This window comes from Curtobacterium sp. MMLR14_010, from assembly GCF_001865015.1.
Taxonomy (GTDB): domain Bacteria; phylum Actinomycetota; class Actinomycetes; order Actinomycetales; family Microbacteriaceae; genus Curtobacterium.
In genome coordinates this window covers 33,712-52,900 of sequence record NZ_MJGV01000026.1, presented here as the reverse complement: position 1 = coordinate 52,900, position 19,189 = coordinate 33,712, and the positions used below count along the sequence as shown (strand labels likewise).

15 protein-coding genes and 1 pseudogene are annotated in these 19,189 nt (G+C 72.5%); 10 read left to right on the top strand and 6 right to left on the bottom strand.

What is annotated here, in order from left to right:
* Window positions 1-33: 33 nt before the first annotated feature.
* Entirely contained in the window at window positions 34-888 is an 855-nt protein-coding gene (locus BIU98_RS05965; RefSeq protein ID WP_217635668.1) for an amidohydrolase, read from the bottom strand.
* Window positions 889-992: 104 nt separating this feature from the next.
* A complete protein-coding gene (locus BIU98_RS05960) occupies window positions 993-1,256 on the bottom strand; it encodes a glutaredoxin family protein (RefSeq protein WP_071273214.1) in 264 nt (87 codons plus the stop codon).
* 91 nt (window positions 1,257-1,347) lie between these two features.
* Here BIU98_RS05960 and BIU98_RS05955 point away from each other — a divergent pair, with 91 nt between their 5' ends.
* From BIU98_RS05955 to BIU98_RS05920, 8 genes are all read left to right on the top strand, one after another.
* Window positions 1,348-2,301, top strand: a complete 954-nt coding sequence (locus BIU98_RS05955) for a PrsW family glutamic-type intramembrane protease (protein ID WP_071273211.1) — start codon at window positions 1,348-1,350, stop codon at window positions 2,299-2,301.
* Window positions 2,302-2,355: 54 nt separating this feature from the next.
* A complete protein-coding gene (locus BIU98_RS05950; protein WP_071273208.1) occupies window positions 2,356-4,104 on the top strand; it encodes an adenosylhomocysteinase in 1,749 nt (582 codons plus the stop codon).
* A complete protein-coding gene (locus tag BIU98_RS05945) occupies window positions 4,101-5,444 on the top strand; it encodes an amidohydrolase family protein (RefSeq protein ID WP_071273205.1) in 1,344 nt (447 codons plus the stop codon). The genes BIU98_RS05950 and BIU98_RS05945 overlap by 4 nt, the downstream gene beginning before the upstream one ends.
* Window positions 5,441-5,920, top strand: coding sequence for a cupin domain-containing protein (locus tag BIU98_RS05940; RefSeq protein ID WP_254787803.1), 480 nt, complete (start codon window positions 5,441-5,443; stop codon window positions 5,918-5,920). Before BIU98_RS05945 ends, BIU98_RS05940 begins: the two co-directional genes overlap by 4 nt.
* 89 nt (window positions 5,921-6,009) lie before the next feature.
* Window positions 6,010-6,831 carry an ABC transporter substrate-binding protein gene (locus BIU98_RS05935; RefSeq protein ID WP_071273202.1) on the top strand — a complete coding sequence of 274 codons (822 nt, stop codon included), beginning with the start codon at window positions 6,010-6,012 and terminating at the stop codon, window positions 6,829-6,831.
* Between the two features lie 3 nt (window positions 6,832-6,834).
* Window positions 6,835-7,725, top strand: a complete 891-nt coding sequence (locus tag BIU98_RS05930) for an amino acid ABC transporter permease (protein WP_071273199.1) — start codon at window positions 6,835-6,837, stop codon at window positions 7,723-7,725.
* Window positions 7,722-8,462, top strand: a complete 741-nt coding sequence (locus tag BIU98_RS05925) for an amino acid ABC transporter ATP-binding protein (RefSeq protein ID WP_071273196.1) — start codon at window positions 7,722-7,724, stop codon at window positions 8,460-8,462. Before BIU98_RS05930 ends, BIU98_RS05925 begins: the two co-directional genes overlap by 4 nt.
* Before the next feature lie 726 nt (window positions 8,463-9,188).
* On the top strand, window positions 9,189-10,688 hold the full coding sequence (locus BIU98_RS05920) for a ricin-type beta-trefoil lectin domain protein (protein ID WP_175481299.1): 1,500 nt from the start codon (window positions 9,189-9,191) through the stop codon (window positions 10,686-10,688).
* A 93-nt stretch (window positions 10,689-10,781) separates the two neighbouring features.
* On the opposite strand, the gene BIU98_RS05915 is transcribed toward BIU98_RS05920, so the two are convergent.
* Window positions 10,782-11,759 (bottom strand): NAD(P)H-quinone oxidoreductase, encoded by a 978-nt coding sequence (locus BIU98_RS05915; RefSeq protein ID WP_071273190.1) that lies wholly within the window; start codon window positions 11,757-11,759, stop codon window positions 10,782-10,784.
* 98 nt (window positions 11,760-11,857) lie between these two features.
* Here BIU98_RS05915 and BIU98_RS05910 point away from each other — a divergent pair, with 98 nt between their 5' ends.
* Window positions 11,858-12,295 carry a hypothetical protein gene (locus BIU98_RS05910; RefSeq protein WP_071273187.1) on the top strand — a complete coding sequence of 146 codons (438 nt, stop codon included), beginning with the start codon at window positions 11,858-11,860 and terminating at the stop codon, window positions 12,293-12,295.
* A 154-nt stretch (window positions 12,296-12,449) separates the two neighbouring features.
* Here BIU98_RS05910 and BIU98_RS05905 read toward each other — a convergent pair whose 3' ends face one another.
* From BIU98_RS05905 to BIU98_RS05895, 3 genes and pseudogenes are all read right to left on the bottom strand, one after another.
* The gene (locus BIU98_RS05905) at window positions 12,450-13,325 is read right to left on the bottom strand and encodes an aldo/keto reductase (RefSeq protein ID WP_071273184.1); all 876 of its coding nucleotides are present in this window, start codon (window positions 13,323-13,325) and stop codon (window positions 12,450-12,452) included.
* A 358-nt stretch (window positions 13,326-13,683) separates the two neighbouring features.
* A pseudogene (locus tag BIU98_RS05900) lies at window positions 13,684-14,133 on the bottom strand (DUF6264 family protein); the annotation flags it as partial.
* Window positions 14,134-14,137: 4 nt separating this feature from the next.
* Entirely contained in the window at window positions 14,138-15,010 is an 873-nt protein-coding gene (locus tag BIU98_RS05895; RefSeq protein WP_071273524.1) for a CoA ester lyase, read from the bottom strand.
* A gap of 114 nt (window positions 15,011-15,124) precedes the next feature.
* Between BIU98_RS05895 and BIU98_RS05890 the strand changes: the two genes are divergently transcribed.
* Window positions 15,125-19,009, top strand: coding sequence for an AAA family ATPase (locus BIU98_RS05890; protein ID WP_254787802.1), 3,885 nt, complete (start codon window positions 15,125-15,127; stop codon window positions 19,007-19,009).
* The last annotated feature ends 180 nt before the right edge of the window (window positions 19,010-19,189 follow it).

Genomic DNA, 19,189 nt, shown 5'->3' with positions numbered 1-19,189 from the left:
GCCGTGCGGACGTGGTGCCGCATCGCAGACATCCTATGTCTGGGTCGGGGTGCCAGCAAGGTAGACGCGGTCGGCGGTGCCGCGGAAGACGGCATCGCGGTCGTCGTCCGACAGGTCTCCGAGGGCGTCGGACGCGAGGTCGAACACGGTGCGCCAGTCAGCGGCGAGCGTGGAGACCGGCCAGTCGGAGCCCCACATGGACCGGTCCGAGCCGAAGGCCTCGACGGCTTCGTGGACGTAGCGGGCGACGGGGCGGTCGCGCCAGTCCGGTCCGGCCTCGGTGAGCAGCCCGGACACCTTGCACGTCGTGTTGGGCCGCGCTGCCAGGTCCTGCATCCGGGCCCGCCAGGCGATCGCCACGTCGGTGTCGTCGTGCGCGATGTCGGGCTTGCCGGCGTGGTCGAGGACGAACGTGGCCTCGGGGACGGCGTCGACCAGCGTGACCGCTGCGACGTGCTCCCGGGCGCGGACGAGCAGGTCGAAGGGCAGGCCGGCCGCGGCGAGCGCGCGGACGCCGGCGACGACGTCGGCTCGGGCGAGCCAGTCCGGGTCGGGCTCGTCGTGCGCCTGGTGCCGGATGCCGACGAGTCGGGGGCCGTCCTCGCGCTCGTGTGTCCGCAGCGCGGCGAGCTGGTCGGCGACGTCCGGGGCTGTCAGGTCGACCCAGCCGACGACCCCGACGACCGGCGCGGGCTGGGCGAGGAGCCACGGCGTCTCGGAGGGGTCGTGCACGGCCTGCACGACGATCGTCGCCGTGTCGGCGGGCATGGCCGTTGCACGGAGGTCGTCCGTGTCAAAACGCCGACGGATGGGGGCGACCGAGTCGTCCATCCAGGGGTGGTCGCGGTCAGCGGGGTCCCAGAGGTGGTGGTGAGCGTCGATGATCACGCGGCCATCATGCTCCACACGTCGGACGTTCGGTCGCGCGGCCGCTGCGCCGTCACGCAGCGCGGCCGCGTGGCGGCCGCGCTGTCACCGAGCGGCGGGCGGACTCAGACCACGCCGGAGGCCTCGAGCTCCGCCTGCAGCTCAGCGTCCGACGGCTCGACGAAGTGCTTGCCGTTCGGCAGCACCACGACGGGGATGCTCTTGCGGCCGCTGATCTCCTCGGCGCGGGCGGCGGCGGACAGGTCGGCCTCGACGTCCACGTACGTGTACTCCACGCCGAGCGTGTCGAGCAGCGCCTTCGAGCGGCGGCAGTCGCGGCACCAGTCCGCGCCGAACATGGTCACCTGGTCGTACGTCACATCGGTCATGTCCGCGAGAACCACAACCGTGGACCCACGTATTCCCGGGTCGGCGCACATCCCGGCAGCAGCCCGACCACCCGCGGAGCACGATGGGCGCATGGCCATGACCCCAGCCGTCCCCGTGGACCACCCGCACCACCGCCGAGGCTGGTGGTGGAAGACCCTGCTCGTCGGCTTCCTGCTCTGGGCGGTGACGATCGTCGTCACGGTGTACACGAGCAACACGAACCTGGTCCCGACGATCATCCTGCTCGGCAGCTTCCTGGTGCCCTTCACCGTGGTGCTCTTCGTCATCGAACGAGTCACGGGCACGGTCAGCACGATGCAGCTCGTCACGGCGTTCTTCGTCGGCGGGATCCTCGGTGTGCTCGGGGCGTCGCTGCTCGAGTCGGACCTGCGGCAGGGCGCGCTCGTCTACGTCGTGGTCGGCTTCGTGGAGGAGTTCGTCAAGGGCGTGCTGCTCGTCGTGGTGGGGTGGCGCGTCCGCCCGAAGACCGCCAGGCAGGGGGCGCTGCTCGGGGCGACCGTCGGCGCGGGCTTCGCGGCGTTCGAGTCCGCCGGGTACGCCTTCAACGCGGCGATCACCGCCCGCGGCATCGACCTGGTGTCCCTGCTGCAGACCGAGGTCATCCGCGCGATCCTGTCCCCGGTCGGCCACGTGCTCTGGACGGCGATCCTCGGCGCCGTGCTGTTCGGCGCGTCGCACGGTCGACCCCGGTTCCGCTGGACCTGGACGGTCCTGGTGACCTACGTCGTGGTGTCGCTGCTGCACGGGCTGTACGACTCGAACGGGACGATCTCGACGCTGCTGGCCTTCGTCGTCACCGGCACACCGCTGTCCGCCGCGCAGAACGGCACGGTCCCCACCGCCATCGCCGGGCTCGCGACGACGCTGTACGTGGTGGGGCTCGCGCTCGTCTCGGCGATCGGCGTCGCGGTGCTCATCGGCGTGCAGGTGCACTTCCGGAACCGGGCCCGCCGCCAGGACGCAGCAGCGGGCGTCGGGCACGGGGGCTGGTACGACGCACCTCACCCGCGCCCGCTCGACTGAACGAGACGAGAACGACGACGACAGGCCGTCCCCACCCCGCCCTACGATTGACCCATGCCGCCAGGACCCGACCTCCCGACGCGCTCCTGGGCCTCGGCGGCCGTCCGGCGCTTCGCCGCCGCCACGAACCTGCTCGTCGCCGCCCGCCGCTTCCGCCTGGTCGGCGGTGACCCCCGCGACCGCCAGGCCCTCCACGAGCTCCTGACCGCCCTCGGCGCCCGCCCGTCCGCGGACCACGAACCCGTCGACCAGCTCTGGTGCCTCGGCACCCCCGAGGAGAGCACCGCCGCCGTCGAGCGCGAGGCCGACCGCCCCCGCGGCGCCACCCTCGTCGTGGTCGACGCCGGACGGCACCTCCCCGCGGTCGACGAGGACGCCTTCGGTCCCGTCGCCCCCGCCCGACCCGGCGTGCTCGCCGTGCCGATGCTCTCCGACGACGTGTTCCTCGTCTCGACGGGCCGTGACCCCGAGGACGACCCCGCCGCCGACGCCCGTCTGCGCTGGGCACGACGGTCGATGCCGGTCTCCCGCGCGGTCGCGGCAGAACTCCGCGACGGCGGCCTGCTCCGTGGCACCCGCATCGGCGTCGCCATGGTCCTGGAACCGAAGACCGCCGTGCTGAGCCTGCTCCTCCGCGACGCCGGCGCCGAGGTCGTCGTCTACGCCCACGCCGACGAGACCGACGACGCCGTGGCCGACGCACTCCGACGAGCCGGGCTGCCCGTCTTCGCCGAGTCCACCGCGACGATCCCCAGGCAGAAGGCCCTCGCGCTCGCGATGCTCGACACCCGGCCGCACATCCTGCTCGACGACGGCGCGCACCTGATCCGCCTGGCCCACCAGGAGCGCCAGGACCTGCTGCCGACGATGCTCGGCGCGGCCGAGGAGACCACGAGTGGCCTCCGCCCCCTGCGCGTGATGGCCTCCCGCGGTGACCTCGGCATCCCCGTCGTCGCCGTCAACGACGCCCGCACCAAGACCTTCTTCGACAACCGGTACGGCACCGGGCAGTCGACGGTCTTCGCGGTCCTCGACCTGGTCGACGGGCTCACGTCCGGCGCACGTCCACAACGGTTGGGAGGCTCGGCGGTCGTCGCCGGGTTCGGTCACGTCGGCGAGGGGGTCGCCCTGGTGCTCCGCGCACTCGGCTTCACGGTGACGGTCGCCGAGACGGACCCCGTCCGCGCCCTGCAGGCACTGTTCGCCGGGTACGCCGTCGCCCCGCTCGTCGACGCCGTGCGGCAGGCCGACCTGGTGATGAGCGCGACCGGGGTCACCGACACGATCAGCCTCGACGTCCTGCGGGCCTGCGCTCCCGACGCGGTGGTCGCGGTCGCCGGCGGGGTCGACCAGGAGGTCGCGCTCGACGCCGCCCTCGCCACTGGAGCCACGATGAACACCGTCGGGCGCAAGGCAGAGCGCCTGACCTTCCCCGGGGCCGCGTCCGGGCCGGTCGTGCTCGACCGCGGCGGGTGCATCAACATCACCGCGGCCGAGGGCAACCCGGTCGAGATCATGGACCTCTCCTTCGCGGCGCAGCTCGGTGCCGTGCGGATGCTCCTCGAGCACGGCGACGAACTCGAGCGTGCCGTCGTGCCGATCGACCCCGCGGTGGACGAGGCGACCGCCCGCGCGGCGCTCGCCGCCTTCGGCAGCCGAGCCGAGCCTCTCCCCACCGGCACGGCCGGCCTGCCGCTGGCGCGTCAGCCCGGAACCGGCGGCGTGGGCCCAGTCCGGTTCGCCAGCCAACCCGCCGACCGCGAGCCGGACGTCCGGACCAGCCGCTTCGGGGACCCCGCATGAGCGAGGTCACGGCCGCCACCACGGTGCACTCGGCCCGCATCGTCGTGCCGATGACCGCGCCGCCCATCGCCGACGGTGCCGTCGCGGTCCGTGACGGCCGGATCCTGCACGTCGGCGAGCGGTCCTGGGTCGTCGACCAGCTCGACGGCTGCGCGTTCACCGAGCGGCGCTGGCGCGGGGCCCTGCTGCCCGGGCTCGTCAACGCGCACTCGCACCTGCAGTACACCGGCATGGCCAGTGTCGGCTCCGGCCAGTACGAGGGGTTCGAGGACTGGGCATCCGCGTTCAACCAGGACTACGCCGAACCGCACGACTGGCGGGCAGAAGCCGCGGAGGGCGCGCGCCGCTCGATCGTGGCGGGGGTGACAAGCATCGCCGACGTCGTGACGGACATCGAGGCCGCGACCGCGCTCGAGGACGCCGGACTCGGCGGGATCGCCTACTGGGAGGTGATGGACTGGGAGAACGCGGCCTGGCAGCAGCACGGCCGTGACCAGGTCCTCGACGAGCTCGCGCGCATCCCGACCATGCCAGGGGCCGGCCTCTCCCCGCACGCGCCGTACTCGCTCGACGTCGCACCCCTGCTGGAGCTGCCCGACATCGTGCGGCAGCGCGGGCTGCGGCTGCACCTGCACCTCGGCGAGGCCGCCTTCGAGGGGGAGCGGCTCGCGGGGGTCGACGGGACCGACCTGCACGGCACGGACTGGCACCTGGCCAACGTGCCGTCGTTCCGGGCCATGCGCGCGCTCGGGTTCGGCGCGAGCGCGACCGCCTTCGTGGACCGGCTCGGGGTGCTCGGGCCGGACTGCCACATCGCGCACGGCGTGTACATGACGGCCGCGGACCGGGCGCTGCTCCGTGCGCGCGGGACCGCCGTGGCCCTGTGCCCGCGGTCGAACGCGGTCATCGGCCTCGACCCGCCGCCCGTCGCCGACTACCTCCGCGAGGGCAGCCCGATCGCGATCGGCACCGACTCGCTGTCCTCGTCCCCGTCGCTCGACCTGATGGCCGACGTCACCGCACTGCACCGCATCGCCCGCGCCCAGGGGTACGGCGACCGCGACCTGCACGAGCGGCTGCTCGCCGCGGCCACGCTCGGCGGCGCGCACGCGATGGGGCTCGCCGTCGGGCAGGACCGCATCGGGCACCTCGCCGTCGGGGCGCGCGCGGACCTGGCCGTGTTCGACGTCGACAGCCGGACGGTGCCCGACGCGCTCGCCGAACTCGTGGAGGACGGTGCCGGCCGCGCGGTCGCCACGGTCATCCGCGGGGTGGTGCGTGCCGACGGTGGTCCGGACCGTCACGTGGAGGTTCCCCGGGGCGGGAAGATGGTGGCATGACGAACCAGATGGCACGACGCACCGTCGACGGCGAGGTCATCGAGTGGCTCGACGTGCCGCAGCGCGCCGCCGCCCTCGGGATGGAACCGCACCCGGAGGGCGGCTGGTACGTCCGCACGTGGACCTCCCCGGCGACCGTGACGACGTCCGCGGGTGACCGGCCCGCCGCGACCCTCATCCACTTCCTGCTGCCGCCGGGGGAGTCCTCCGCGTGGCACCGGGTCACGAGCGACGAGATCTGGATGTGGCACGGACCGGACTCGGTCGTGCTCGAGCTCGGCGGGTCCGGCGACCAGCCCGAACCCGGGGCGCAGATCACCCTCGGGCCGGACGCCGGCCGTGACCGCGTGAACGACGCCCAGGCGTTCGTCCGCGGCGGCGTGTGGCAGCGGACCCTGCCCGGCGACGGCGAGGTCCTGGTGAGCTGCCTCGTCTCCCCGGGCTTCTCGTTCGAGGACTTCACGCTCTCGTCCTGACGCCCCGTGACGCCGCCGGTCGCGGTGGTGTACCAGTTCCCCGTACGATTCTCCCTGCCCCCCGACGCCCCCCGCACGAAGGCCCGACCGTGACTCGTACCCTCCGCCTGTCCCTCGCCGTCGCGACCGCCGCCGTCGCCGCGCTCGCCCTGTCCTCGTGCAGCGCCGGCAGTTCGGGCGGTGCTGACGGCACCGTGTCCGACGGCAAGCTCACGATCGCGACCGGGCAGCCCGCGTACTCCCCGTGGGTGGAGGACAACAAGCCGCAGTCCGGCAAGGGCTTCGAGTCGGCCGTGGCCTACGCCGTCGCGAAGGAGATGGGCTACGCGAAGTCCGACGTCGTGTGGAAGCGCTCGACCTTCGACAGCGCGGTCGCCCCCGGCCCGAAGGACTGGGACCTCAACGTGCAGCAGTTCTCGATCTCGTCGCAGCGCAAGAAGGCCGTCGACATGTCGTCGCCGTACTACACGACGACCCAGGCCGTCGTGACGACGCAGAAGTCGAAGGCCATCGACGACACCACGGTCGCCAAGCTCAAGCAGGACACGATCGGCGTCGCTGCCGGCTCGACGAGCATCACCAGCGTGAAGGACACCCTCGGCGTCACCCCGCAGGTGTTCAACTCGAACGACGATGCCGTGCTGGCGCTGAAGTCCGGCCAGATCGACGCCATCGTCACCGACCTGCCCACGGCGTTCTACATGTCCGCCGCGCAGCTCGACGACGGCACGGTCTCGGCGCAGTTCCCCTCGGACGGCAAGGGCGACCAGTTCGGGTTCGTGCTGCCGAAGGACTCGGAGCTGACCAGCAAGGTGGACTCGGCGCTCAAGAAGCTCGACGACGACGGCACGCTGCAGGACCTGCAGACGAAGTGGCTGTCGTCGGAGACGAACACCCCCGTCCTGAAGTAGCACGTGACCCTCCCAGCAGGAGCCGGCGCGGGCACCCCGGTCGCGGCACCGGCGCCGGCACCCAGCCAGATCGAGCTCGAACGACGGCTCTGGCGCCGCCAGCGCGGCCGCCGCTCCGTCGTCATGTCCGTCGTCTCGACGCTCGTCGTGCTGGCGATCGCGTACTTCGGCGTCGTCAACACCCCGGGCTGGGCCGCCGTCCAGCAGTCGTTCTTCGACCCGGGCGTCGCCGCCTCGACGTTCCCCGACATCCTGCTCGGCCTGTGGCTGAACGTGCGGATCCTGTTCTTCGCCTCGATCGGCGTCGCGGTGTTCGGCACCGTGCTCGCCGTCGTCCGAGGCCTGCGCAGCCCGGTGTTCTTCCCACTACGGATGCTCGCGACCGCCTACACCGACCTGTTCCGCGGTCTGCCGCTCATCATCGTGCTGTACCTGGTCGGCTTCGGCCTGCCCGGTCTCGGCGTCTTCCCCCGGCTGCCCCCGGAGTTCTGGGGCACGATCGCGATCGTGCTGACGTACTCGTCCTACGTCGCCGAGGTGCTCCGCGCCGGCATGGAGGCCGTGCACCCGTCCCAGCGCCTGGCCGCGCGGTCGCTCGGCCTGTCCCACACCCAGACGCTGCGGCTGGTCGTGCTGCCGCAGGCGATCCGCAAGGTCACCCCCGCGCTGATGAACGACTTCGTCTCGATGCAGAAGGACGTCGGCCTGGTGTCGATCCTCGGCGCGGTCGACGCCGTCCGCTCGGCGCAGATCGCCCAGGCGGAGACCTACAACTTCACGCCGTACCTGGTCGCCGGCCTGCTCTTCGTCGTGATCAGCCTGCCGCTCATCCGGGTCACGGACGCGATCGCCCGTCGGCAGCAGCGGCGTGAACAGATCGGTGGCACCGTATGACCGACGCACCCGTCCTCGAGCTCCGTGGGCTCCGGAAGGCGTTCGGCGACCAAGAGGTCCTGCGCGGCATCGACCTGACCGTCGACCGGCACGAGGTCATCTGTGTCATCGGGGCGTCCGGCTCGGGCAAGTCGACGCTGCTCAAGACCGTGAACCTGCTCGAGGGCATCGACGACGGACAGGTCCTGCTGCAGGGCACGGACATCTCCGACCCGCGCGTGGACGTCGACGCCACCCGGGCGCGCATCGGCGTGGTCTTCCAGCAGTTCAACCTGTTCCCGCACATCACCGTGCTCGACAACGTGACCCTGGCGTCGCGGAAGGTCCACGGCGTCGACCGAGCGACGGCGGAGCAGACCGCCCGTCGGCTCCTCGACCGGATCGGCCTTGCCGACTTCGCGGGCTCCTACCCGGACCGGCTCTCCGGCGGGCAGCAGCAGCGCGTCGCGATCGTCCGGGCGATCGCGTCCGACCCCGAGCTCCTGCTCCTCGACGAGGTCACGAGCGCCCTCGACCCGATGCTCGTCGGGGAGGTGCTCGACCTGGTCACCGAGCTCAAGCTGCAGGGCTCCACGATCCTGATGACCACGCACGAGATGCACTTCGCGCGGAACGTCGCCGACCGCATCGTGTTCCTGCACCGCGGCGAGGTCGTCGAGCAGGGCACTCCCGCCGAGGTCCTCGACGCCCCGCAGCACCCCGCGCTCGTCGAGTTCCTCGCCCGCGTCGGCGCCTGACGCGCCGCGGTTCCGTCTGCATTCGCACAACGGAAGCGGGCTCGCGCCGCGTCCGTGCGTGGTTCGAGCGGGCACCGGTTATGCGGCGCCGCTTCGCGCCCCGGTGCGCGCTTCGCGCCCCGTCGTGCCGGGGCGCGACGTCCGCGGGCGGGCGCGACTCCCGGCCTGGAGGCCCGGCGCCAGCCCGCCGGGCGCGCGCCGGGCCTCCAGGCGGTTCCGTTCGCGTCCGCACAACGGAAGTGGGCTCGCGCCGCCTTCGTGCGTGGTGCGGGCCGGTACCGGTGGTGCGGCGCCGGTTCGCGCCCCGGTGCGCGCTTCGCGCCCCGTCGTGCCGGGGCGCGACGTCCGCGGGCGGGCGCGATCCGTCGGCCTGGAGGCCCGGCGCCAGCCCGCCGGGCGCGCGCCGGGCCTCCAGGCGGTGCCGTCCGGATCCGCACAACGGAAGCGGGCTCGCACCGCGTCCGTGCGTGGTGCGGGCCGGCACCGGTGGTGCGGCGCCGGTTCGCGCCCCGGTGCGCGCTTCGCGCCCCGTCGTGCCGGGGCGGAATGTCCGCGGTCCTCGGCGCCCCGCAACACTCCATGCTCGTCGAGTTCCTCGCCCGCGTCGGCGCCTGACGACCCTGTCCACCGGCGCACACAGCCCCGCCGGCTCCTCGGCGCAACGCACGTCGAGCGGCGGCCTGAGCGCAACCGGAGGTGTCGGCGCCCCGTGCCAGAATGTCTGGCATGTGGAACATCAAACACGCTCGGTCTCGTGGCCTGACAGCTCTGGTGTGCCTGGTCGGCGGGCTCGTCACCCCGGTCGTCGCGGCCGATGCGGCGAACGCCACGGGCCAGACCCCGGGAAGCTACGTCAACGCGTCGTTCGACGCCCCGGTGGCCGGGTTCACGCAGACGCAGCGGCTCGACGTCTCACCCGGCGATGCCAACGTCTACTGGTCGACACAGTTCGGGCTGACCAAGAGCGCCGGCGGGTACATCGGGATGCAGCGCTGGAAGAACGGGTCGGGTCAGTTCCTCATGAGCATCTGGGACTCCACCGGCGGCAGGCCGGGGCCGGACGCCAAGTGCATCACGTTCGAGGAGGACGGCAGCGGTTCGAGCTGCCGGATCGAGGGGATACGACCCGAAGCCGGCCACACGTACCGGACGCGGCTGACCGTGGCGCCCGATGGCTGGATCACCGGCGGGATCGACGACCTGACCTCGGGCGAGCGACACCTGCTCGGCAGCGTGAAGACGCCCGCCGGTGGGCGCGTCTCGCAGGACATCGGCAGCTGGACCGAGTACTTCGACTGGAACTCCGACGAAGCACGCTGCGAGGACGAGGCCTTCTCGAGCATGACGGTCAGCACTCCGGTCGGCGCCGACGGGGTCCAGGCGACTCGCACCTCGACGTCGACCAGCACCACCTGTGCAGCGGGGACCCGCCTCGTCGAACGCGCGACGGACACCGTGCAGCAGAACGGTCTCGGGAACTCCGCCGGGGGCCACGTCGTCGCCTCGGACGGTGCCTGTCTGGATCTGCAGGGCGGTACCGGGAACGGCGCGCTGGTGGACGTCTGGACCAGCTGTCACCAGGGGACCAACCAGAACTGGGTGCACGCGGCGGACGGTTCGCTCCGCACGCAGTACCGATGCCTGGACGCGAACGGGTCGTCGGTCGGGTCCGCTGTCACGATCTGGTCCTGCACGGGCGGGACGAACCAGCAGTGGGAGACCACCGCGGACGGCAGGCTCCGGGGCGCACAGAGCGGGGCGTGCCTGTCGTCGTCGAGCGTCCCGGGCTCACCGACGGCTGCGGGCCTGACGCTGCAGCCGTGCGCGAGCGCAACACGCTGGACGCTCCCGGAGACGACTGAGCCCGCAGACCCGCCGGTGCTCACCGGGGCCCCCATCCGTGACGGTGGACGGTGCCTCGATCTGCTGGACCATGCGACCTGGGCGGGTGCCCCCGTCGGTTCGTGGTCGTGCACCGGCGGCGACAACCAGCGCTGGGGCAACGGACCGCGCGGCGAGTTGACCGCACTCGACCTCTGCCTCGACGCCAACGGGACGACCCCGGGGTCGCCGGTGAACGCATGGACGTGCAACGGCGGCGACAACCAGCACTGGTCGTGGGATGCGGACGGCCACCTGGTGAACGCGCGGAGCGGCCTCTGCTTGTCGTCGACCGAACGGCGTTCGACACTCGAACCGTGCGCCGGGGCGAGCACCTGGATCTGAGTCGTCGTCACGAGCCGGTGATCGGTCCGCTGCGGAGCGGCGGTTGCGTGCACCGCAGCGGACCGACGGGCGCGTGCGGCGGACGCCGGCGCCCTACGGCGTGAGCAGCAGCTTCCCGATGACGTCGCCGGACGCGATGCGGCGGTGCGCCTCGGCGGCCTCGGCGAGCGGCAGCACGGCGTCGACGACCGGGCGCACCCGACCGTCCACGACGAACGGCCAGACGTCGGCGCGGACGGCCTCGACGATCGCGGCCTTCTCGGCGAGGGGCCGGGCGCGCAGGGTCGTGCCGCTGATCGTCGCGCGCTTGCGCATGAGCAGACCGAACGGCAGCGGGGCCTCGGTGCCACTGCCCGACGCGATCACGGCGATGTGCCCGTTCGGCGCGAGCACGTCGAGGTTCCGCTCCAGGTAGTCCGGACCGACGACGTCGAGCACGACGTCCACGCCGACGCCGTCCGTGAACTCCTTCGCGCGGGCGACGAAGTCCTCGGTGCGGTGGTCGATGACCAGGTCGGCTCCGAGCTCGCGGGCGGCTGCGACCTTCCGCTCCCCACCCGAGGTCGCGATCACCCGCGCGCCCAGGGCCTTCGCCCAGAGGACGGCGTGAGACCCCATCCCGCCCGTGCCGCCGTGCACCAGGAGCGTCTGCCCCGGGCGGAGCCCGGCGAGCATGCCGAGGTTCGAGTACACCGTGCAGGCGGCCTCGGGCAGCGCGGCCGCCTCGACGAGGTCCAGCCCGTCCGGCACGGGGAGGAGCTGCGACGCGGGGACCACCGCGAGCGAGGCGTAGCCACCGCCGGCGAGCAGGGCGCACACGCGGTCGCCGACGGCCCACCCGGTGACGTCGGCACCGAGGGCGCGGATCGTGCCGGAGACCTCGAGGCCGAGCACGTCCGAGGCGCCGGGCGGCGGCGGGTAGTTCCCCTGGCGCTGCTGGAGGTCGGCGTTGTTGACCCCGGCGGCGGCGACCTCGACGAGGACCTCGCCGGCAGCCGGCGTCGGGTCGGGGAGTTCGGAGAGGGTGAGGACGTGCTCGTCGCCCGGGGCGTCGAAGGTGATGGCCTGCATGTCCTCGACGGTACGCGTCCGTCCGCGTGGACCGTGTGTACGCTCGGCGTCGTTCCGAGGGCCGCCCTGGCCCGCGACGACCTGGGGGGACCACCACCATGAAGAAGACCGCCGCACTCACCACCGCCGTCGTCACGGCCCTGCTGCTCGCGGGCTGTGCCTCGGGCGGGTCCGGCGCCGACGCGACGCCCACACCGAAGGCGCAGTCGAAGGCGGCGGCGTGCAAGTCGCTCGAGGGCGACATGAAGTCGGTGTCGAGCGAGCTGCAGGAGCAGACCACGAACCTGCAGAGCAACCCGAAGAAAGCCGTCTCCGAGCTGCAGGAGTTCGACGCGAAGCTCAAGGCCGCGACCGACGACGTCTCGAACGAGCAGGTCCACGCTGCGGCGTCCGAGTTCGAGCAGTCGTTCTCGAAGCTCGTCGGCCAGCTCGAGACGTACGCGAAGGACCCGGCCTCGGCCGACGCCACGAAGCTCCAGTCCGCCATCACGGACGCGCAGTCCTCGACGAAGTCGCTCAGCAAGGTCTGCGGCTGAGCCGAACCAGGCCGAGCCGAGCACAGCCAGGCTGAGCCGAGCACAGCCCGGCCGAGCCGACCGCGCTCAGCCACCGGCTGACCGCAGCCCGCACGCCGGACGCGCCCCGAGCCTCCCGTCAGGAGGGTCGGGGCGCGTCGTCGTCTGCTGCGGACTAGGCGGTCGCCAGCGACCGGTCGAGCCGGTCGATGTCCTCCGGACGGAGGCGGATGGTGGCCGCGGTCACGGAGTCGAGGATCGACTGCGGGCGCGACGCACCGGGGATCGGGATGACGACGTCGCTCTTCGCCAGCTCCCACGCGAGCGCGATGACCTGCGGCGTGACCCCACGGTCCCGCGCCACGGTGGCGAAGTCCTGGTAGGTCGTGCCGAGGTCGGACGCGCCGGCGATGCCGCCGAGCGGGCTCCACGGCAGGAAGGCGATGCTCATCTCGTCGCAGAGCTCGAGTTCGGCCTCGCTCGTCCGGAACGCCGGCGAGTACTGGTTCTGCACGGAGACGAGGCGCCCGTCGAGGACCTCGTTCGCCTGCCGGATCTGGTCGACGTCGGCGTTGGAGATGCCCGCCATCCGGATGACGCCCTCGTCGAGGAGCTCCGCGAGCGCCCCGATCGAGTCCGCGTACGGCACGGCCGGGTCCGGACGATGGAACTGGTACAGGTCGATCGTCTCGACGCCGAGGCGCTTCGCCGACGCCTTCGCCGCCTCCTTGAGGTAGGCGGGGTCGCCGTTCTGCGTCCAGTTGCCGGCCTCGGGACGGAGGTGCCCGCCCTTCGTGGCGATGAGCACGCTGCCGGCGTCGCCGTGGAACTCACGGACCGCGCGGCCGATCAGCTCCTCGTTGTGGCCGACCTCGTCGTGGCCGCCCAGGTGGTAGGCGTCCGCGGTGTCGATGAGGGTCACGCCCGCTTCGAGCGCGGCGTGGATGGTGGCGATGGAACGCCGTTCGTCGGGTCGTCCCTCGATGGACATCGGCATGCCGCCGAGTCCGATCGCGCTGACGTCGGTGTCACCGATGGTTCGCTGCTTCATGGGCCCAGCATGCGCTGTGCCGCGCGACGGGGTTCAGGAACGGGGCGGCGTGCGCGCGGTGCGTGGTCCCCACCCACCGGCCTGGAGGCTCGTGGCGGCCTGGCACCGAGCCTCCCGTCCTGTGGGTGGCTGGGTCCAGGGCCCGCGGCCTGCGTCCGCATCGTGCGACGTGGCACGTGTCGTTCGACGTCCGTCGTGTCGGATCATGTCGACGGATGCAGTGCGTGCGCATGGGTCGACGTCGCAGGAGTCGTTCGACGCATGCGATGTCGGCGCGTGCGTGCGCATGGTGCGACGACGTCGAGGTCATACGACAGCGGCGTTGTCGTTCCGAGTCGGAGGGGGCGACCCCGCCCGCTCACGCGACCGTGCTGCTCGACCCCGCCGCCGCGCCGTCGGACGCCTGCACGAACACGACCCCGCCGATCGTGATGCACACGATCGCGAGCACGAAGCCGACCGCGGCGATCCACCACGACGTCCGCCGCCGCACCCACGCGCCGATCGCGAGCACGACCGTCGCGACACCGATCACGAACGCCCCACCGACCGCGATCGCGGCGCCGCCGAACCAGCCGCCGGGTGTGCAGCCCGCAGCCGCGTCACACGACGCCGTGGCCGAGGCGATCGCGACGACGGCGACGATCGTCGTGACGACCGTCAGCACCGCCCCGAACACCAGGAGCAGCACGGTGGAGATCCGGTCGGCGAGCTTGCCGGGCGGGAAGAGCGTCGAGCCTCCCCGTGCCCAGGCATCGGCTGCCGCATCGGGGCGGCGGGCGGGGTCGGGAGCTGACCAGGTCATCGTGTCCTCAGCGTGCTTCCACGCCGAAGGCCTCGGCGAGTCGTTGGATCTTCTGGGCGCGCCCGAGTCTGGGCAGGTCGGAGCCGTCGCGGATGACGCGCCCGCGGGCCTCGAAGTCGTCGAGGAAGTCCTGCGCCCAGGCCACGTCGGTCGGGGTGGGGGAGATGACCTCGTTGATGACGGGCAGCTGCTCGGTGTCCAGGCAGAGCTTGCCGGTCAGGCCGAGCGACACCGCCACCTGCGACTGCTCGCGGAGGATCGGGTGCGACGAGCCGACCGTGGGGCCGTCGATCGGGCCGGGCAGGTCGCCCACGCGGGACGCGACCACGAGCCGGGACCGCGGGTACGCCATCGCCAGCGTGTCGGACGAGGTGCCGGTGTCGCGGCGGTAGTCACCGCTGCCGAACGCCAGGCGGAACGCACCCTGCGCCTTGGCGATCGACACGGACTCCTCGATGCCCAGGGCGGACTCGACGAGGGCGATCACGGGGGTGTGGCCGCCGAGCCGGTGCCACGTGTCGGTGACCTGCGCCGGGCTCTCGGTCTTCGCGAGCATGACGCCCTGCAGCCCGGGCAGCCCGCGGAGCTCCTCGACGTCGTCCTCCCAGAAGTCCGTCGTGACGTCGTTGATCCGCACCCAGGCGTCACCGCCGCCGGTGAGCCACTCGGCCACGGTGGACCGAGCCGCGGGCTTCGCGGCGGGGTCGACGGCGTCCTCGATGTCGAGGATGACCTGGTCGGCACGGGACCGGACGGCGCCGTCGAAGCGCTCGGACGCGGTGCCGGAGACGAGCAGCCACGAGCGCGAGATCTCGGCGGGGACCGATCGACGCCGGGACGGAGCGGTGGTGGGCGGGGCGGGTCGGTCGTCGATGGCCATGCCACGTTGGTACCACAGACCGCGCCGCCGGAACCTGTCCAGGACCCCGCCGATCTTGCCGAAACCACGGTTCATTGCCGGAGTGGTGCCGCGGTTCCGCTTACAGTGGGCGTTGTGTGGCGTGCGGACAGGGTGACCGACGGCGAGGACGACGTGAACGACGTCCCCGCCACGGGTTCCGACGCGCCCGGGGGCCAGGCGAACGACGACCACCGCGACGATCAGGACGACACGACGAGCACTCCGGACGCCACCACCGGCGCAGACACCGAGCACGACGGCGACGACCTGGGCCGGTCCCTCCAGCCCGAACTCCAGGTGACGAGCCCGCACGCCATCTCCCTCGGCGACCCGCGGCTCACAGCGACGAACGCCGCCGAGCCGGTCTGGGACGCCTGGCGTGAGCAGCTCGCGGGCGTCGGCGGCACCAGCCCCCTCGTGCACTTCGCGGACCACCCCCGCGCCAGGATCGAGCTCTCGACCACCCACCCCGGTGGCCTCGCGCAGTTCATCACCGGCAAGACCACCCTGCTCTCGAGCCTGATCCGCGACGAGGTCGCCCTCCGCGCAGCCCGCATCGCCGCCGGGCACGTCGAGGCCAAGGGCACCGAGCTCGCCACCGTCCGCGGCATCGACGCCGTGAACCTCGGCATCGGCATGGCCGACTGGAAGCACGGCGACGAGCAGTTCCGCGGCCCGGTGCTCCTGCGTCCGCTGGCCATCCGCCGCCACGGCCGCGACTTCGAGGTCCGCCTGCTCGGCGAACCCGTGCTGAACCCGGCGCTCGCCGACGCCCTCCGCGAGCAGTTCGGCGTGACGCTCGACGCCCAGTCGTTCGTCGCGCTCGCGCAGCAGGACGGCTCCTTCACCCCGAACCCCGTGATCGACCGCCTCCGCGGGCTCACGGCGCACATCCCCGGCTTCTCCGTCCACGCCCGGCTCGTCGTGTCGACGTTCGCCGAGGTCGCGGTCGGCCTGGTCGAGGACACCGAGGACCTGTCCCACCCGGTGCTCGACGCCCTCGCCGGCAACCCGAGCGCCAAGTGGCAGGTCGAGCAGTCGTACCACCCGGTCGAGCAGACCCCGTCGGACGAGCGCAGCCCCGACACGGACACGCTCCTCCTCGACGCCGACGACGAGCAGGAGAACGTGATCGCGCAGATCACGGCCGGCAACTCCATCGTCGTGAAGACCCTGCCCGGCACCGGCGGCACGCAGACCATCGTGAACGCGCTCGGCGGCCTCGTCGCCGCGAACAAGCGCGTCCTCGTGGTCAGCCCGCGCCGCGCGACCCTCCGCGGGATCGCCGCCCGCTTCGGCGAGGTCCAGCTGCCCGGCGTCGCGGTCACCCCCGCGACCCTGCGCCGTGACGTCGTCCGCGCGATCGCCCGCAACGAGAAGGCCACCAGGCCGAACCTCCGCGAGGTCGACGACGCCCTCGTCCGGCTCCGCAAGGTCCTCACCGACTACCGCGGCGCACTCTCCCGCACCGATGTCGACTTCGGCGTCAGCGTGCTCGACTGCCTCGTCGAGCTGTCGCGGCTCTCGCTCCTGCCCGTGCCGCCGTCGACGACCGCCCGGCTCTCGAAGCAGTCCGTCAGCGCCATGGTCACCGGCCGGTCCCGCGTCGCGGAGACGATGGTCAGCGCCGCGAACCTCGGCGAGTTCCGCTACGGCCCGGACGATTCGCCCTGGTACGGCGCGAAGTTCTCCTCGAGCGACGGCGCCCAGCGTGCGCACCGGATCGCCAAGGAGCTGCACGGCGGGTCCCTGCCGACCCTGCTCCAGCGGGCGCACGAGCTCATCGCGACGACGCGGATGCGCCAGTTCACGACGATCAACGAGCTCGGCATCTACCTCCGCCTGCTCACCGAGATCCGCGACACGCTCGACCGCTTCCTGCCCGTCGTGTTCGACCGCTCCGTGTCCGAGCTCGTGGCCGCCACCGCCCCGCGCGGCGAGGGCGCCCCGATGTCGAGCACCAACCGTCGTCGCCTCAAGAAGCTCGCGCGCGAGTACGTCCGACCGGGCGTCCACGTGTCCGACCTGCACGAGGCCCTGACCCGCGTGCAGCAGCAGCGCGTCCTCTGGCAGCGCTACGTCGCCGCCGGTGTGGCCCCCGAGGTGCCCACGGGCATCGCCGACGTGCAGGTGCTCTACTCGAACGTCACCGAGGACCTCGCGCGCCTGGACGAGCCCCTCGGCCGCACCAGCCGCGACGAGCAGCTCGCGAACGTGCCCGTCGACCAGCTCCTGCCGTACATCGGGACCCTCGCCGAGGAGTCCGACGTCCTGCACAACCTGCAGGAGCGCACCGAGCTCATGCAGACCCTGCGCGACCTGCAGCTCGAGCCCCTCATCACCGACCTCGCGAACCGCCACGTGCCGGACACCCAGGTGCCCGCTGAGCTCGAGCTCGCGTGGTGGCAGTCCGCCCTCGAGACCATGCTCGAGTCCGACCGGGCACTGCTCGGCGCGAACACCGACATGCTCGACCGCGTCGAGGCCGACTTCCGCCTCGTCGACGACGCGCACGCCGCCGGTGTCTCACAGGGCCTCGCGTGGCAGCTCGCCGAGAACTGGAAGGTCGGTCTCGTCGACTGGCCGGAGGAAGCGGCAGCGCTGAAGTCCCAGCTCAAGGACGGCGCGATCACCTCGCGGCTCCTGCAGGACTCGGCCCCGCACCTGTCCCGGTCGATCGCGCCGGTTTGGCTCGCGTCCCCGTACGAGGTCCCGCAGATCGCCGACACGATGCCGTTCGACACGGTGATCCTGGTCGACGCCGGTGCCGTGACCATCGCCGAGACGGTCGACGCCGTCCGCCGCGCCCGCCAGACCGTCGTCTTCGGCGACCCGGTCACGCAGACGCCGTCGCCGTTCCGCATCGCCGTGGACCCAGCGCACCGCGCACTCCAGGTGGACGAGGCCACGCTCGACGCCCTGCACGCGGACTCCGCGCTCGCGAAGCTCTCGACGCTCCTGCCCACCCTCTCGCTCACGCGGTCGTACCGCGCCGGCGGCGAGGACCTGGCCGAGCTCGTCAACCGTCGCTTCTACGGCGGCCGGATCGAGTCGCTGCCCTGGGCTGGCTCGTTCCTCGGGCACGGGTCCATCGCGCTCGACTACGTCAGCGACGGCAAGGCCGTACCCGACCCCGAGTCCGGTGCCGTGGAAAGCGTCGACGCCGAGGTGGACCGCGTGGTCCGGCTCGTCATCGACCACGCCCGCACCCGTCCGACCGAGTCGCTCATGGTCATCACCGCGTCGGCGAAGCACGCCGTGCGCGTCGAGCAGGCCGTGCTCACCGCGGCACAGGGACACAAGGACCTGACCGAGTTCGTCATCGGCGACCGCGCCGAGCCGTTCATCGTCGCCACGCTCGAGCAGTCCGTGGCCCAGAGCCGCGACCGCGTCGTGTTCTCCATCGGCTACGGCCGCACGCCGCACGGCCGGGTCCTCCGCGACTTCGGTCCGCTCGGCAAGCCCGGCGGCGAGCGTCTGCTCGCGGTCGCGATGACCCGTGCCCGCCGTTCCATGGTGATCGTCACGTGCTTCCAGCCGTCCGACATCGAGGCCGAGCGCATGGGCCACGGCACCGTCGCCCTCGCCGAGATCCTGGCCGAGGTCCGCGCCCGCACCACCGCCGAGTACGTGCCGGACGACTCCGACCCGCTGCTCGTCGACCTGGCACGCCGACTCGAGATGCGCGGCATCCCGGTCGCCCTCGGACACCGCGGCAAGCTCGGCCTGGTCGCCGCGCACGGCGGGGTCTGCGTCACGATCGAGACCGACGCCTCGCTGGTCAAGGGGTCCCTCCGCGAGTCGCTGCGGCTCCGGCCCGAGGTGCTCCGCCGACTCGGCTGGCACTACGTGCGCGTGCACGCGTTCCAGCTGTTCTCCGACCCGGACCGCGTGGCGAACACCGTCGCGGCCGTGCTCGGCGTCGACCGCGGCGCGACACAGGAGATCTCCATCCCCCCGATCCCCGCCCGCCGATGAGCACGCAGGACTCCAATCCCCGCGTGCCCACGACGGGCCCCGCCCGCCGATGAGCAGGCGGGCCTCCCGGCCCACCGGTCCGGTCACGCCCGACACGGACCACCTGGTCGGGTCGTGGACGCGAGCCGACGACGCGACGGTGGTCGAGCCTCCCGTGCGCCCTGTGGTCACCACCGACCA